The sequence below is a fragment of the Paraclostridium bifermentans genome (genome assembly GCF_964259345.1).
In the GTDB taxonomy this organism is placed as follows: Bacteria; Bacillota; Clostridia; order Peptostreptococcales; family Peptostreptococcaceae; genus Paraclostridium; species Paraclostridium bifermentans_B.
The window spans coordinates 168,554-184,828 of sequence record NZ_CAXVJR010000003.1 but is presented as its reverse complement, the minus strand read 5'-3'; the positions used below and the strand labels follow the sequence as shown (position 1 = coordinate 184,828).

The following is a 16,275-nucleotide window of genomic DNA, read 5'->3' as shown; positions in this document are numbered from 1 at the left end:
GTAATTGTAATTCTTGACAATTTCTAAGGGGTTAATACTATTTATTGTGTAATTGTGTTTTTATTCTAGCGATAACCATATCTATAGCTACTTCATTTTGTCCACCTTCTGGGATTATTATATCTGCATATTTTTTATATGGTTCTATAAATTGATCATGTGCTGGTTTTACAGTTGTTAAATATTGCTCTATAACAGAGTCAACTGTTCTACCTCTTTCTTTTATATCTCTTTGTATTCTTCTTAATATTCTTAAATCATCTTCTGTATCAACATATATCTTTATATCTAATTTATTTCTTAGTTCTTCATCTTCTAATATCATTATACCTTCAACTATTATTATATCTTTAGCTTCAGTTGTTATAGTCTCTTCTAAGTTTCTAGTATGAAGTTCATAGTCATATATTGGTTTTTCTATAGCTTCTCCATCACATAACATATCTAAGTGCTTTATTAATAATTTATTATCAAAAGCTAAAGGATGGTCATAATTTGTTTTAAGTCTTTCTTCAAATGATAAATGAGATTGATCTTTATAGTATGCATCTTGCTCTATTATAGCTATATTTTCTTCCGGAATACTATCTTTTATTGATTTACAAACTGTACTTTTACCTGATCCGGTACCACCTGTAATACCTATTATAAGTGTTTTATTTTCTTTATTCATTTGTCTCTCTCCTTACAAGTTTTTATTTATACTATTAACTTTGTTGTATATTTTTAGCTTATTCATAGTCATCAGGCATTGCTTGTCCTGTATAAAATGCATTTGTTAATGGTCTATGGCTCTTTTCTTTTATCATCTCTAGCCATGTAGGGTCAAAAGTCCAATTTTCTGCATCTTCATAAAATTTATCAAGAGCTTGTCTATAAACTTTAATTACCGTTTCTAGGTATTCATCACTTTGTAATCTACCATCTATTTTCAAACTAGTTACACCAGATTTTATAAATTCTGGTATATACTTTAACATACATAAATCTTTTGAGTTAAAGAAAAAAGTACCTTTATCATCTTCATATACCGGATAATATTCACCTTGTCTCTTTTCTTCTAATAAATTATATGATTTTTCTTCTTCATATTTTGAATTTTCTTTGCTTCCTAAATAACTACTTAAAAGACGTCTTCCCGAATAAGATATACATATAGGTCCATGCACGAACGCTTCTATCTCCATATCTAATGGTGTTTTAGCTCTTATTGTACTTATTTCATCACAAGATAACTCACTAGTAACTATAACTCTTTTGACACCTTGTTCATACCAAAAGTTAGCTGTATTAAAATTCGTTACATTGGATTGTTGCCCCATATGAATTTTCATATTAGGTATTGTATCTTTTACTATACTAAGAACCCCAGGATCTGAAACTATTACAGCATCTACTCCTAAAGTTTCTAAGTTTATTAAATAGTCTTTTAACTTTTCAAAATCCTCATTATGCGGCATGACATTAATAGCTATATAAATTTTCTTCCCATTTTCATGTACAAGTTTAATAGCCTGTTCTAAGTCTTCATTTGAAAATGATTTATTTACAGCTTCAATCCCAAATGAATCGCCTCCTATATAAATAGCATCCACACCATTTTTCAAAGCTACTTCTAAACTATTTAAGTCTTTAGCTGATGCTAAAAGTTCAACTTTATGCATCTAAATCACCTCTTATATTTTTTTTATAACTAAGCGTAACTCCATCTCCAATAGGTACTATAGATGTGTCTAAATAATCGCAATTACATATATAATCTAAGTAGCTTCTCATTCTTTTTACGATAGTCTTTTTTCTTCTAATAACATAACTATCATGTGCTACCATACCTTTGTATAAAATATTATCAGATATAAGCATTCCATCTACTTTTAATTTATCGATTACCATATCATAGAATAATTTGTATTGACCTTTAGCTGCATCTAAGAAGATCATATCAAATTCTCCATCAACCTTACTTAAAAGTTCTTCTGCATCTCCTTCTAGTATAGTTATATTATTTTCCATACCAGCTCTTTTTATATTCTCTTTAGCTTTTTCTATCATTTTTTCATTTCTTTCAACAGTTATTATTTCAACATCTTTATTTAATACCGTTGCAAATAAAATAGAAGAATATCCTATCGCGCATCCTACTTCTAATATTCTTTTTGGTTTTTGCATTTTAAGTAATACTTTTAGAAAATCTGATACTTCTTTATGTACAATAGGTACATTGTGTTCTTTTGCATACTCTTCTAACTCTTTTAATAGTCCTTCTTTATCTGGAAGTGTATTTCTTATATAATCTTCTACTAAACCATCAACTATATTGCTCATATCTTCAACTCCTTAAGTTGCCCTAAAAAAAGGCAAAAGTCTCGCTTTTAAAATTTATTAACTTTTAGCGATAATCCTTTGCCTTTATGGACAAATTTTTTATTTACTTTTCTGACTTTTCTTGGTTTAATTTATCTCTTTCTTCTTTATAACTCTCAACATGTTTTAAATGCTCTTCATAAGTTTTACTATAATTATTCTTTCCTTCCATAGTTGCTACGAAGTATAAATAATCTGTATCTGCAGGATTTAATGCAGCTTCTATCGATTTAACACCCGGATTTGAAATAGGCGTTGGTGGTAATCCCTTATTCACATATGAGTTATAAGGAGAATCTATTTTTAAGTCTTTGTACATTACTCTATCTTTTCTTTCATCAAATGCATATTGTATAGTTGCATCTGATTGTAGAGGCATATCTATATCTAGTCTATTATAAAAAACACTTGCTATCATAGGTCTATCTTCATCTAATACAGCTTCTTTTTCTATTATAGATGCTAAATTAACTACTTGTTGAAGAGTTAATCCCATTTTTTTCTGCTGTTCTTTAAGCTTATCTGTATATATTTGATTAAATCTTTTTAACATAGCTGATAAAACTTCTTTTTCACTATCATCTTTATTAAAGTAATAAGTATCTGGATATAAAAATCCTTCTAGACTCTTTATATCTTTTTCATTTAAATAACTAAATTCATTATAAAATTCTTTAGGATTATTTATTAGCTTTTCATATACTTCCGTTTTGCCAATTCCTTTATCTGTTAAAATCTTTACTACTTCTTTATAAGTAGACCCCTCTGGTATAGTTATCTTTATTCCATCATTATAAAACTTACCTTCAATAAGAATATCTAATATTTTGGAATTTGAGTAACTTTGCTTTAATAAATATTTACCTGCTTTTACACCATTTTCAGTCGGCTTAAATTTAGCAACAAGCTTAAATAAAGTTTTATTTTTTATAAGTTTATTCTCTTTTAAAACATCTGATACATCTGTTAAAGTCGATCCATTAGGTATTTCTACCACTATTTCTTTATTGCTATTTTTGTCATATGGTCCTATTTGTATATATACATATCCCCCTATCAGGGCCAGTATAACTACAGTTATAATACCTATAACCTTTAAGTTTACCTTTATATGATTCATAGGGTTATCTACTCCTTGTGTATATTTATATCCTTTATATTATAAATCTAAGCATGAAAATTTTCAATAAGATTGTCGAAACAAAAGTGAAAAATTCGCTTCACCCATGTCTCAAATGACATCTTCCATTGCTCAAAACACTTTTTTACGTGCGAATTCAACCTTTTGATATATCTAAATTTTATAACTTATCCACAAGTAATAATTTATCATATTCTTCTTAAATTTAAAAAAGTCGCTTCGCTCCTGTCGCCAACGACTTTGTCCGTTGCTCAAAAATGTCCTTTTTTACTTTCAGCAAATTATTGATATAACTATACTATATAAATTATTAACAGATATTCGTTAAACATAAATTTCTTAAGCGTAAAAAAGCCTAACGTTATTTTTTACACGTTAGGCTTTTTTTAATCATATACTTAAAATTTTAAAGTTTTATCTTTAGTTACAACACCATAGACTAATTTTCCTTCGTCTACCTTTTCATCACATATTGTATATGCATTTAAGAATCTTTCTTTAGCAGATTCTATTTTATCTAGTTTATTGTAGTGCATATATGCTATAGTTTCTCCTTCTTTTACAAAGTCTGAAACCTTCTTAGTTAATACTATACCAGCAGATAGGTCTAATTCATCTTCTTTAGTTTCTCTTCCAGCTCCTAAAATCATAGCTGAAACTCCTACTTCTTCTGCTTCTATTTTCTTTATATATCCACTCTTTGGTGCTTTTATTTCCATTATTTCTTTTGCTTGAGGTAATAAAGTATAGTCATCTACTACTTTACTATCTCCACCTTGATTTTCAATAAATTCTTTTAGCTTAGCAAGTGCACTACCTGAAGATATAGCTTCTTGTATTTTTGCCTTACCATCTTCAAAATTATCTGCAACTTTAGCTAGTTGTAACATATACGCTCCTAAAGTTTCACATAACATAACAAAATCTTTAGGTCCATTTCCTTTTAATGTCTCTATAGCTTCTATAACTTCTAGTGAGTTTCCAACTGCAAAACCTAATGGTTCATTCATATCTGTTATCAGAGCTATAGTTTCTCTATTCATATTATCTCCGATATCAACCATTTCTTTTGCTAACTTAAATGAATCATCTATAGTTTTCATAAATGCTCCATCTCCAGTTTTAACATCTAGAACTATAGCATCTGCACCTGATGCAAGCTTTTTACACATTATACTACTTGCAATTAATGATATATTATCAACTGTTGCTGTTACATCTCTTAATGCATACATTTTTTTATCCGCAACAGCTATAGATGCAGTTTGTCCGCATACTGCTATATTATGTTTATTTACTGATTCTATAAATTTATCAGGTTCCATTTCTATAGAAAACCCTGGTATTGATTCTAGCTTATCTAAAGTACCTCCAGTATGTCCAAGTCCTCTACCAGACATTTTAGCCACAGGAGCTTTACAAGCCGCTACTAAGGGTGCTAATGCAATAGTAGTTTTATCTCCAACTCCACCAGTACTATGCTTATCTACTTTTATTCCATTTATAGCAGATAAATCTATAACTTCACCTGAATTCATCATAGCTTCTGTTAAATAAGCAGTTTCTTGCTTATTCATTTTATTTATGTATATAGCCATTAAAAGTGCAGATGCTTGATAATCAGGAATCTCTCCTTTAGAATATTTATCTACAAAGAAATTTATTTCTTCTTTAGTTAAAATTTCATTATCTCTTTTCTTTTTTATGATGTCATAAATTCTCATAGCTATTCTCCTTAATAATCATTATTTTTATTCTTTAGCAATTAATTCCTCAACTTATAATTTGCTTACTATTGATTTAACTAAGCTTAAAAATTCTGATTTAACTTTTTGTGTCGTTTCTATAACTTCTTCATGATTTAAAGGTTGATTTAGTATTCCTGCAGCCATATTAGTTATACAAGATATACCTATAACATCTAAATTTGAATGTCTAGCTACTATAACTTCAGGAACCGTTGACATTCCAACCGCATCAGATCCTAATATTTGGGCTAATTTTACTTCTGCTGGAGTTTCATATGTAGGTCCACTAAAGAAAGTGTATACTCCTTCTTTAACATCTATCCCTAACTCCTTAGCACATTCTTTTGCTAAATCTCTATATTTTGGTGTATATGCAGTAGACATATCAGGGAACCTCACTCCTAATCTATTATCGTTAGGTCCTATTAATGGATGATGTCCACTAAAGTTTATATGATCTTTTATAATCATTAAATCGCCAGGATTAAAGTCTTTATTAGCTCCTCCAGCTGCATTAGTTACTATAAGAGTTTTAACTCCTAACTCTTTCATTACTCTAACAGGAAATGTTACTGACTCCATTGAGTATCCTTCATAAAAATGAAAACGACCTTGCATAGCTATTACAATTTTGCCTTGCAATTCTCCTATAACTAGTTGTCCACTATGTCCCTCTACTGTTGAAACAGGAAAGTTAGGTATTTCATTATATTTTATTTTTACAGGATTTTCAATTTCATCTCCTAATACACCTAATCCTGAACCTAGAATAAGGCCTATTTCTGGAGATTTTTTTATTTTAGATTGTATATAGTTCTTACTTTCTTGTATTTTTTCATATAAGCTTCCCATACTAATCCTCCATATAATCGATTATTTCATTATTTCATTTTTGAAACTTGTACCATTTTTAGGTAGATCTACATTTAATATATCAGCAACTGTTGCACCTATATCAGCAAAAGTTTTTCTAGTTCCTAAGTTTAATCCATTAACTACATTCTTACCATAAACTAGTATAGGTATATATTCTCTAGTATGATCTGTTCCTTTGTAAGTCGGATCATTTCCATGGTCTGAGTTAATAATTAAGATATCATCGTCTTTCATGTTATCTATTATTTCAGGTATTCTAGCATCAAACTCCTCTAATGCATTTTTATATCCTTCAACATCTCTTCTATGTCCATATTTAGAGTCAAAATCAACTAAGTTTGTAAATATTAAACCTTTATTTTCTTTTTTAATATAATTTATAGTTTGATCAACACCATCCATATTATCTTTAGTATGGATAGCCTCTGTTATACCTTGCTTATTGAATATATCTTCTATTTTACCTACTCCAATAACATCTAAATCAGATTTTTTTATAGTGTCTAAAACAGTATCTTCAAATGGACTTAATGAGTAGTCTCTTCTATTTGAAGTTCTTTCAAATGCTCCTGGTTGACCTATAAATGGTCTAGCTATTATTCTAGCTACCGCATTATCACCCATCATTATTTCTCTTGCTATTTCGCACATTTTATATAATTCTTCTAAAGGTATTATTTCTTCATGTGCTGCAATTTGGAAAACACTATCTGCAGAAGTATATACTATAACTTCCCCAGTTTTCATTTGTTGTTCACCTAATTCATCTAATATAGCTGTTCCTGATGCTGGCTTATTTCCTATAACTTTTCTATTTGTTCTTCTTTCAAATTCATCTATTATTTCTTTAGGGAATCCATTTTCATAAGTTTTAAAAGGAGTTTCTACTAATACTCCTGTCATTTCCCAATGTCCTGTAGTTGTATCTTTTCCTTTAGATACTTCACTAGCTCTTCCAAATGCCCCTATAGGACTTTCAATACTGTTTAATGAATCTATCCCATCTATATTACTTAATCCCATATTTATCATATTAGGAAGTTTTATATCTTTATATTTTTTTACTATATTCCCTAATGTATTTACATCTATATCTCCAAACTTTTCAGAATCAGGAAGAGCTCCTATTCCAACACTGTCAATTATCATCCATATAACTCTGCTCATAAACTTTCCTCCTACATGTTAACTTATTTTCTCGGATGTTTTTCCTTTAATTCTTGTCTTATATTCTTATCTACAAAGTTTAGATAAGTTTGTAAGCTAGATAAATTAGAGTTTCCTAATATTTTACTAACTACAGCAATGTTTGCTCCTTTATTTAAAAGGTGTATTGCAAACGAGTTTCTAAGCATACTTGGATTTATGTTTTTATTTATATTAGCCCTTTTGGCATGTTTTTTTATAAGTTTCCAAAGACCTTGCCTTGTAAACCTTGTTGCATTAGAACTTATAAATAAAGCCTTTTCCTGATAGTTACCTTTTAATATCTCATTTCTTGAGTTTTTAAGGTACTCATCTAAATATTTGCTTGTAGTTTCTGACAAAGGTATAACTCTAGGATTTTTACCTGAATTACAACAAATATAATCAAACTCTATATTTATATCATCTATATCTAAATCTATTAACTCAGTTACTTTAATACCTGTCCCATATAAAACTTCAAGTATAGCTTTGTCTCTAATTTCTTTTGTATTATATGGCTTTTTTATATCAAGTAACGCTTCTATTTCCTCTTCTGTCAAAATATCTACTTCCTTTTTTTCAACCTTAGGTTTTTTTATATTTTTAGATATATTAACATCTATATATCTATTTAAAAATAGATATTCATAAAAAGATTTAATAGATGATATACTTCTAGAAATCGTCGATGCAGATACATCTAATCTTTCTAATTCTATTATATACCCTATTATATCATTTTCTGTAGAATCTAATAAGTTAATATTTTTATTTTCTATATATGTTACATATTTTTTTATATCATTATAGTATGAGCTAACTGTATTATCAGTTAGCTTTCTTACAGACTTTATATATTTTATATATTCATTTACTAGTTGCATATCATAATCCTTTAATTTTAAAATATTTGTAAAGTAGCTACATATATAGTATTTAAAATAGCTTGCCCTAAAATTGTTATAGTTATTATTATAGATGAATTTATTAAATATCTTTTTATAAAATATTTATAATTAATTTTATTTTTTTTCTTTATTTCACCTATTATCTCACTAAAATATTTAATTGATATAAGTGCTAAAACTATCATTCCAGGAAGTAATATCAAAAACTTTATTAAAGTTATAAATATCAACTTTATTGAGCCAAATTTCATAGCTATTATAAAACTATTTATCGTATACCCTATTGATAATCCCTTTACCAAAAATATAACTAGTGCTACCGGAGACAATATTATACTTGATGTACATATAGTCATTAAAAATAATATTAAAAAGTCTTGTTTGAAATTTGACAAAACTACATCACTTATACTCAGATTACCTTCATAATAATTTGCAGTATAAGCTATATTTTCATTTATAATATCTGTGTATTGAGGAAAAATCTTATTTAAAAGCGATCCTATAATTACAAATAATATAAATATACTAGATATAAGTATTATCTCTTTACTAAGTTTATCTAACGTGTTTTTCTTGTTTATTCTTCTCAAAAATTACAACCCCCTCTTTTGTACTTACATAATTTTTATGCAAGATAAGAGGAGGTTATTACTAATTATAAAAGTTCTTTTGCAAGCAAAAGTCCTATAGATGTTTTTGCATCTTCTATTTCATTTTTATTAACCATTTCATAAGCATCTTCTACATCAATTTCATACATATCTAAAAACTCACCTTCATCTAAGCTAGCCTCTCCTGCTTCTAAGTCAGTTGCTAAATATATATACATTTTTTGATTAGAAAAACCTGCTGATGTGTAAAATTTATGTATTAACTTTATATTATTTGCTGTATATCCAGTTTCTTCTTTTAATTCTCTTATTGCACAATCTTTTGGACTTTCACCTTGTTCTAGCTTTCCTGCAGGTATTTCCCATATAGATTTTTCTATCGCTTTTCTATATTGCTTAACTAAAACAACTTTATTATCACTCGTTATTGCAACTATTCCTACTGCTCCAGGATGTTCTATTATTTCTCTTTTTTGATATCCCTTTTGCGGAACTTCAACTGTATCAACTTTTAAACTTATAACTTTTCCTGTATATATCCTGTCACTACTTATTGTTTGTTCCTCTATTATCATAACAAACCTCCATTAAGTAATACGCCGCATTACTAGCAGCATCAAATAATTCACTATCTTGTTCATAGTTTCTACCCATACTTCTAACTTTTAATCCATAATGATTTAAATCGTCAGAAGTATTCCCAGGTTTAATATATACTATATTATGTTTTTCATCTAAATTATTCTCTTTTATTTGATTTTGTATATATTTTAACTTTTCTTCATCTTTTATGCCTATAGGTATATTAACTTCTACATTTACAATTTCTTTTAAAACAGTTATGCTGTGATGACTTATTCCTACATGTCTATCTCTTTTATCAGCAAAACTCATTCTAGGTATAGCTATAGGAGTTCCACCTAATTTTTTAACTGCATCTAATATTGGTCCTTGTTCTATTCCTGTGAATCCATATTTTGTACCTGTTCCTGCAATCCCAGGTCCCATACTTACAAATACTGCATCAGCATTTAAAACTTCTTTAGCTGTTATTAACGCTGAATATATATTTATACATTCGTAGTCTCCTCCAAGTGCATTTCCAATTGTAATAGTTTCATCTATAAGTTTTTTCTCTTTTAAGTTTTCCACATTCTTACTTAAATATATAGGTAATGCAGCTCCATCTGTCATTATATATACTAATTTCTTATTTGGATTATGTCTTTTATATGAAGCTACAAATGGCGTAAGCATACTGTGTAATGTACCTACTACTACAGGTAGCTTTTCTAAGCTTTTAAATTCATTTATTTTATCATGTAAATTACTATCTTGTTCTTCAACTGAGTCAACTTTAACCTGCATTGGAGTATATCTTAATTTCATTATATGTCCACCAGGAGTCATTTTAGACTCCATTTTATTTAAATTCATTATAACAAAGTGATATCCACCAGTTCCAAGACTTAATTCTACTGCAGTAGTATTTAATAGCACTTCATCTCCAACTTCTACATTTCCAGTCATTTTAGGATAGTTATAAGCCTTAGCTACTTCTTCTCCTATTTTTACAGTTATTTCTTCTAAGTTTTCTGATTTACTTTTTATAGATTCTACTAATCCAACTCTTTTACTTATCATAATATTACCTTCCTAGTTTATCTATAAAGTTTAAAACTTTATTATTTTCTATTATCTTAGTTAAAGAATATTTTTCCGTTAATATATGGATGAAAATTAAAAATGCTAACCATCCTAATCTTATAGGTCTAGCGTATCCAATAGCTATAAGGATTCCTATTGATATTCCTAATACATTTGAACCTGTATCACCCATCATAGCTTTAGCTTTTATATCCTCTTTAAAATAAACTAAAACACTTGGAAGTAATATAAGTATTAATCCTTTTGGATATCCTATCAATGTAAAAAGTAAGGTTAAAGCTATTACTAAATATACTTTTATAGCTCTTCCAGGTCTTAAGTCTAATAAATTCATTAGATTTGTAGATAAAGCTATTATAAGTGTATTTATCACTATATCTACAATATTTTTCGATATTGCAACAGATATAGTAAGACCTACAAACCCACCAAATAAAGCTTTAAATCCACCTGTTGTAAGAGTCCCTTTAAATAAGCTCTTAAAGTGTCCTTTAAGTCCACTTACATCTCTATTTCCAATTATATCGTCTAATACCCCAACTAAACACATAGCTATTAATCCAAATACATACATAAACACATATAATAAGTCTTTATTATTTTGTGTAAAGTATACTAATATAATTGCATTTATAACTATTGTAGGTAAAAATACTAATCCCATACTAACTGGAATCATATCTTTTTTATAGTTAGGTCTTATTACATTACTTGAAACTAACATATTTCTAAAAAATGGAATAACAGTGTATGTAACCAACATACCTACTAGTAGCATTACTATATATAATATTAATCTATTCAATAACACTACCTCCATTCTTTTCTCTTCTTATTGGCTATTTTCTTTATATGATAATATTGTTTACCTCTATGAATAAATCCTTTTAAATCTCTTCCAGTTTCACTATGTGTCATATTAACTAAAATCTCTTTAATAGAATATCCATGTTTTAATATGTCTATAGTCATACCAACCTCAACACCATATCCATAAGGTATTTCATCAAATTTTTCTAAAACTTCTTTTTTAAATATTCTTTGTCCTGATATAGTCGCATCTAATTCTACTCCAGTCATTTCGAATACAGATTCTTTAGCAAGTCTTTTTACAAACCCCATACCACCTTTTTTCTTGGCAGGTGGAAACTTAGCTATAGTTACATCTGTTTCATTGTTTATTACTGGCTTTATAAGTTTTATAGTCTCACTAGATGTTTTTCCTAAATCTCCATCTAAAAATCCTATTATATCTGCATTTTTCATAGCTATATCTAGTCCATAGTTTAGAGCATACCCTTTTCCTCTATTTTTATCTAATTTAAAAACTTTTATTTTATCGTCTTTTACTGATTTAGCTACTTCTGTAGTTTTGTCACTAGATCCATCATCAACTACTATTATTTCATTTATTTCTTCTATATTTACTATACCTAGTAAGGTATCTTTTATTTTTTGCTCTTCATTATACGCTGGTATTATTATACTAACATAAGGATTCATAATTACATCTCCTTTTATTTTTAATTAAACGGTATTTGAGCGTCTACTTTATCTCCTACTCCAAAGTTACCTTTTTCCACAGAGTCTTTAAGTGAATATACTAAAGCTATTTTTCCTAATCCCTGCTCTGAATTGTTTATAGTAGGTATTTTATCTTTTTTATACATATCTATAGCAGAAGCTTTTACATCACTCTTTTGAGTTGCTATTATATATTTATCCTCGTCTTTTAATTTATTTAATAAGTTCTTATCAACATTATTAAAGTTTTCTGAAGTTTCATTTTCACTACCTAAAGTTAAAACTACTTGAGTATAATCTACATAATTTTCTGATATAGAGTTTATTTTTATCATATCTAATTTTTCTAATTCTTGTAATTTTCCAATTGCATTTACATCTTTTAATGAATCAACTATGTAATTTATAACATCTTTACTTGTTTTAAGTTCTACACCTTGAGAGCTTGAAAGTTCTTTTATCTTGTCTTTATCAGTTATACCTTCTTTTAAAACTATGTCAAATGCTACAGATCCATTAGCTTCTAATATAGTTTTTGATATATCTTCATTATAATCGTAAGTTTCTCTAGTTGAAATGATACCTATGTTTTTACCTTGAAGCTCACCACTTATTAATTTTGTATAATTATCATTTACATATTGAGCTAATTTATTGTACTCATCTTCTTTTATTTCTAATTTACCTTCTAAGTCATTATTAGTTTTCTTTATTTGTTCAAATTTTTCATCTAAATCACTTATTATTGCAGCTTGTTGCTTGCTAAGTTCTTGGTCATAGTTTAAGTTAAAACCTACTAACATTCCTATGCCTAATGCAATAAATATAGCACCTATCGTTACTATATAATATTTCATATTTATATGCATGTTAATCCTCCTCAATTAATTACATCTGTAGTAATAGTTTAATTTTCAACTCCATTAAGTGCATAAATTGTTTAACACTTGGAGAGAATGATGCAAGTATTAATACTGGGAATAATGCAGTTGCTATTAATGCCCATATGTATTTTAATTTAAGTTTACTTCTGTACAATAAGTTAACACCTTTTGCATCTATAAGTTTTGATCCTATTTTTAGTCTAACTAAAAATGTACTTGCCATTCCTGGTCTACCTTTTTCTAAGAAATCTATCATATTTGAATGAGTTCCTACAGCTACTATTAACTCTGCTTTATATTCATAAGCTGTAAGCATAGCTATATCCTCACTAGTTCCTGGTGCTGGAAATGTTATGGCTTCTAGTCCTAGATCTTGAACTCTTTTTAATCCTGGTGCTCTACCATCCGTATACGCATGTACAACTATTTCTTTCGCCTTCTTTAATGCCTCGTCACTTACACTATCCATGTCTCCAACTATAACATCGGGAGTATATCCAAATTCTAAAAGAGCATCTGCTCCTCCGTCTACTCCTACTAGTATAGGTTTCATTTCTTCTATGTAAGATATTATTGTGCTTAAGTCCTGCTTATAATCTTGTCCTCTTACAACTATTAATACGTGTCTATTTTTATAATCCGTATTCACTTTTGGAATTTCTACCTCACCTAGTATGAATCCCTTTTCTTTTTTAGCATAATCTATAGTATTATCTATAAATCTATCTAATTCTACTGATAAATTTTCATATGCTAACTTTATCTTGTTTTCTACGGCTACTTTATCTAGAACTTCACCTTCTCCTAAAAAATTTCCGTCTCTATATATCTTCCCATCTACTACTTCTATTATTTGACCTTCTTGTAAGTTGTTAAATAACTCTTCTCCTACATTATCTACAATAAGTATATTTTTATCTACAAGTATTCCAGGTCCCTTATTTGGGTATCTACCACTTATAGACTCAGACGCATTTATAACAAGCTTTATCTTTCCCTCTACTAACGAGTTTGCAGCAACTTCATCTATATCTTTATGATTGATGACTGCTATTTCTCCTCCAGTAAGTCGCTTCGCAAGCCTTTTAGTTTTCCTGTCTACCTTAATAGGGGCTTCGACTCTCATACTTTAAACCTCCATTTTTCGTTTTTGAAATCACATTACATTATAGCATTATTTTACAACAATTTAAATAATTAAAATTGAAAGCGATTTATGCGTTCTTAATAATCTCAATTAATTTTAAATTATTGTTCATTTCTGGGTTTTTGATTACCACCTCTAATAATTGATTTAGTTTTTCCCCTATATCTTTTCCTGTATAGCCCAATGCCTTTAAATCATTGCCATCTATAGCTAACTTATCTATAGAGTAACACTCCTCTTTAGTTTCTATTTCATTTATTAGTTCAAGAAATTCAATATACATACTATTTGTAAAATCATTCATAATTATTTTTTTTATATACAATATATTTATTAAGTTTTCTTTCCCAAGTTTATTTAAATATTTTTTTATACAAATCTTATCTAAAGAAATAGATTTATCTATGAAATTTAAAATATTCTTACATTGCTGTTTTATTTTATTAGAATACTTAAGTTTTTCAATTAATTTTTCTCCTTCTGAAACATTTCCCATAGTATATATAAATTCAGCTAATCTTATAACTAATTCTTTTTTAGACTTGTTAATCTTTATTAATTCATCTTTTTCTATTTTAATGTTATTTATACCTAAAACTTTGAACATTCCTGCATCATAAAGTATATATATTTTTTCTACATTATTGCTAATTAATATTTTATTGAACTCTTCTTGTATTCTTTCTGCACTTACATTTTTTATTAAATTTATATTTTTATATATACTTTTTAAAGTTTGTTCCTCTATAGAAAAATCTAGCTTACAGCTAAATCTAACCGCTCTTATTATTCTTAAAGCATCCTCATTAAACCTTTCATCAGAATTACCAACCGTTTTTATTATTTTACTTTTTATATCATCAATTCCTCTAAATTCATCTACAACGCCCATTTTTTCATTATAAGCTATAGCATTTATTGTAAAATCTCTTCTTTTTAAATCTTCAATTATATTTTTTGTAAATTCTACCTCTTCAGGTCTTCTATTATCCTTATATTCTCCATCTATCCTGTACGTAGTAATTTCATATTCTTCATGATTTTTAATAAGCGTTATTGTTCCATGCTTTATTCCCGTTTCAATTATTTTTTCATTTTTAAATATATCCATAATTTCATTTGGTTTTGCACTAGTTGTAATATCATAATCATTTGGTTTTTGCCCAATTATAGAGTCTCTGACACATCCTCCAACAATATATGCCTCAAATCCATATATATATATATTATCAATAATTTCTTCTACATCTTTTGGTATCTTTATTTTCATAATATTCACCTCTTAAAATTAACTATTACTTATTTTACACATTTACACAAAAAAATAAAGCCTTCATTTAATGAAGACTTTATTTTTATTTTATTTAACCATACTGTGTTCTAATCTTAATTTATCCGCTATCATAGCTATAAACTCAGAGTTAGTTGGTTTTCCTTTAGTATTATGAACTGTATAACCAAATAATTGATTTATTGTATCAACTTTTCCTCTGCTCCATGCAACCTCTATTGCATGTCTTATAGCTCTTTCTACTCTACTTGGAGTTGTATTAAACTTTTTAGCTATACTTGGGTATAATTCCTTTGTAACAGCTCCTAATAATTCTACATTATCTATAACCATTTTTATAGCTTCTCTTAAATATAAATATCCTTTTATATGCGCAGGTACTCCTATTTCATGTATTATATTAGTTATTTCAGTTTCTATATTTCCTACATTTTTCACAAAATCAGTTTTAGTCATCTTTATATCCATACTTCCTCTAGATTTAGATTCTACAACTGTATTTTTATTAGAAACTAATCCTCTTATTCTATTTATAAATATGACAAAGTCAAAAGGTTTTACTATATAATAGTCAGCTCCTAAATTTATAGCACTTTGTGTTATTTTATCTTGCCCTACAGCAGATAAAACTATGATTTTAGGCATTTTTGCTAAGTTCATAGAGTTTAATTTTTCTATTACCCCTAACCCATCTAAATGTGGCATTATAACATCTAAAACTAATACATCTGGTTGTGTTCTAGAAACTAAGTCTAATGCCTCAATTCCATCTTTCGCAATTCCTAATATCTCTATGTCATCCTCATTAGATAAATACTCTCTTAATACTTGACAAAAATCTCTGTTATCATCTGCTAAAACTATTTTTATTTTTTCGTTCATTAAATTTCCCCCCATAGAATTTATAATTTATTTTAATATT

Annotated in this window: 17 protein-coding genes; all 17 read right to left on the bottom strand. The window is 27.9% G+C overall.

What is annotated here, in order from left to right; translation table 11 throughout:
• Nucleotides 1-37 precede the first annotated feature (37 nt).
• Nucleotides 38-673 (bottom strand): uridine kinase, encoded by a 636-nt coding sequence (gene udk / locus ACEXNK_RS07245; protein WP_373598322.1) that lies wholly within the window; start codon nt 671-673, stop codon nt 38-40.
• 58 nt (nt 674-731) lie between these two features.
• A complete protein-coding gene (locus ACEXNK_RS07240; protein ID WP_373598323.1) occupies nt 732-1,664 on the bottom strand; it encodes a peptidase U32 family protein in 933 nt (310 codons plus the stop codon).
• Nucleotides 1,657-2,325, bottom strand: a complete 669-nt coding sequence (locus ACEXNK_RS07235) for an O-methyltransferase (RefSeq protein WP_373598324.1) — start codon at nt 2,323-2,325, stop codon at nt 1,657-1,659. Before ACEXNK_RS07235 ends, ACEXNK_RS07240 begins: the two co-directional genes overlap by 8 nt.
• Before the next feature lie 103 nt (nt 2,326-2,428).
• On the bottom strand, nt 2,429-3,484 hold the full coding sequence (gene mltG / locus ACEXNK_RS07230; protein WP_373598325.1) for an endolytic transglycosylase MltG: 1,056 nt from the start codon (nt 3,482-3,484) through the stop codon (nt 2,429-2,431).
• A 419-nt stretch (nt 3,485-3,903) separates the two neighbouring features.
• Nucleotides 3,904-5,229, bottom strand: coding sequence for a pyrimidine-nucleoside phosphorylase (locus ACEXNK_RS07225; protein WP_373598326.1), 1,326 nt, complete (start codon nt 5,227-5,229; stop codon nt 3,904-3,906).
• A gap of 54 nt (nt 5,230-5,283) precedes the next feature.
• A complete protein-coding gene (locus tag ACEXNK_RS07220; RefSeq protein ID WP_373598327.1) occupies nt 5,284-6,105 on the bottom strand; it encodes a purine-nucleoside phosphorylase in 822 nt (273 codons plus the stop codon).
• A gap of 21 nt (nt 6,106-6,126) precedes the next feature.
• The gene (locus ACEXNK_RS07215) at nt 6,127-7,296 is read right to left on the bottom strand and encodes a phosphopentomutase (protein WP_373598328.1); all 1,170 of its coding nucleotides are present in this window, start codon (nt 7,294-7,296) and stop codon (nt 6,127-6,129) included.
• A gap of 23 nt (nt 7,297-7,319) precedes the next feature.
• A complete protein-coding gene (locus tag ACEXNK_RS07210) occupies nt 7,320-8,201 on the bottom strand; it encodes a tyrosine-type recombinase/integrase (protein ID WP_373598329.1) in 882 nt (293 codons plus the stop codon).
• A gap of 17 nt (nt 8,202-8,218) precedes the next feature.
• Entirely contained in the window at nt 8,219-8,818 is a 600-nt protein-coding gene (locus ACEXNK_RS07205; RefSeq protein ID WP_373598330.1) for a hypothetical protein, read from the bottom strand.
• 65 nt (nt 8,819-8,883) lie between these two features.
• The gene (locus tag ACEXNK_RS07200) at nt 8,884-9,414 is read right to left on the bottom strand and encodes an NUDIX hydrolase (protein WP_373598331.1); all 531 of its coding nucleotides are present in this window, start codon (nt 9,412-9,414) and stop codon (nt 8,884-8,886) included.
• Entirely contained in the window at nt 9,386-10,483 is a 1,098-nt protein-coding gene (locus tag ACEXNK_RS07195) for a DUF3866 family protein (RefSeq protein WP_373598332.1), read from the bottom strand. Before ACEXNK_RS07195 ends, ACEXNK_RS07200 begins: the two co-directional genes overlap by 29 nt.
• A gap of 4 nt (nt 10,484-10,487) precedes the next feature.
• Nucleotides 10,488-11,312 carry a glycosyl transferase gene (locus ACEXNK_RS07190; protein ID WP_373598333.1) on the bottom strand — a complete coding sequence of 275 codons (825 nt, stop codon included), beginning with the start codon at nt 11,310-11,312 and terminating at the stop codon, nt 10,488-10,490.
• A gap of 5 nt (nt 11,313-11,317) precedes the next feature.
• On the bottom strand, nt 11,318-12,010 hold the full coding sequence (locus ACEXNK_RS07185; RefSeq protein ID WP_373598334.1) for a glycosyltransferase family 2 protein: 693 nt from the start codon (nt 12,008-12,010) through the stop codon (nt 11,318-11,320).
• Nucleotides 12,011-12,030: 20 nt separating this feature from the next.
• A complete protein-coding gene (locus ACEXNK_RS07180) occupies nt 12,031-12,900 on the bottom strand; it encodes a copper transporter (RefSeq protein ID WP_373598335.1) in 870 nt (289 codons plus the stop codon).
• A 19-nt stretch (nt 12,901-12,919) separates the two neighbouring features.
• On the bottom strand, nt 12,920-14,041 hold the full coding sequence (steA, locus tag ACEXNK_RS07175; protein ID WP_373598336.1) for a putative cytokinetic ring protein SteA: 1,122 nt from the start codon (nt 14,039-14,041) through the stop codon (nt 12,920-12,922).
• A gap of 88 nt (nt 14,042-14,129) precedes the next feature.
• Nucleotides 14,130-15,332, bottom strand: a complete 1,203-nt coding sequence (locus ACEXNK_RS07170) for a CCA tRNA nucleotidyltransferase (protein WP_373598337.1) — start codon at nt 15,330-15,332, stop codon at nt 14,130-14,132.
• A 90-nt stretch (nt 15,333-15,422) separates the two neighbouring features.
• A complete protein-coding gene (gene spo0A, locus ACEXNK_RS07165; RefSeq protein ID WP_038293803.1) occupies nt 15,423-16,250 on the bottom strand; it encodes a sporulation transcription factor Spo0A in 828 nt (275 codons plus the stop codon).
• Nucleotides 16,251-16,275: the final 25 nt, after the last annotated feature.

Bases quoted from the DNA above. Each gene is read 5' to 3' on its own strand.
- udk (WP_373598322.1), bottom strand. From the start codon at position 673: ATGAATAAAGAAAATAAAACACTTATAATAGGTATTACAGGTGGTACC.
- ACEXNK_RS07240 (WP_373598323.1), bottom strand. From the start codon at position 1,664: ATGCATAAAGTTGAACTTTTAGCATCAGCTAAAGACTTAAATAGTTTA.
- ACEXNK_RS07235 (WP_373598324.1), bottom strand. From the start codon at position 2,325: ATGAGCAATATAGTTGATGGTTTAGTAGAAGATTATATAAGAAATACA.
- mltG (WP_373598325.1), bottom strand. From the start codon at position 3,484: ATGAATCATATAAAGGTAAACTTAAAGGTTATAGGTATTATAACTGTA.
- ACEXNK_RS07225 (WP_373598326.1), bottom strand. From the start codon at position 5,229: ATGAGAATTTATGACATCATAAAAAAGAAAAGAGATAATGAAATTTTA.
- ACEXNK_RS07220 (WP_373598327.1), bottom strand. From the start codon at position 6,105: ATGGGAAGCTTATATGAAAAAATACAAGAAAGTAAGAACTATATACAA.
- ACEXNK_RS07215 (WP_373598328.1), bottom strand. From the start codon at position 7,296: ATGAGCAGAGTTATATGGATGATAATTGACAGTGTTGGAATAGGAGCT.
- ACEXNK_RS07210 (WP_373598329.1), bottom strand. From the start codon at position 8,201: ATGCAACTAGTAAATGAATATATAAAATATATAAAGTCTGTAAGAAAG.
- ACEXNK_RS07200 (WP_373598331.1), bottom strand. From the start codon at position 9,414: ATGATAATAGAGGAACAAACAATAAGTAGTGACAGGATATATACAGGA.
- ACEXNK_RS07195 (WP_373598332.1), bottom strand. From the start codon at position 10,483: ATGATAAGTAAAAGAGTTGGATTAGTAGAATCTATAAAAAGTAAATCA.
- ACEXNK_RS07185 (WP_373598334.1), bottom strand. From the start codon at position 12,010: ATGAATCCTTATGTTAGTATAATAATACCAGCGTATAATGAAGAGCAA.
- ACEXNK_RS07180 (WP_373598335.1), bottom strand. From the start codon at position 12,900: ATGCATATAAATATGAAATATTATATAGTAACGATAGGTGCTATATTT.
- steA (WP_373598336.1), bottom strand. From the start codon at position 14,041: ATGAGAGTCGAAGCCCCTATTAAGGTAGACAGGAAAACTAAAAGGCTT.
- ACEXNK_RS07170 (WP_373598337.1), bottom strand. From the start codon at position 15,332: ATGAAAATAAAGATACCAAAAGATGTAGAAGAAATTATTGATAATATA.
- spo0A (WP_038293803.1), bottom strand. From the start codon at position 16,250: ATGGGGGGAAATTTAATGAACGAAAAAATAAAAATAGTTTTAGCAGAT.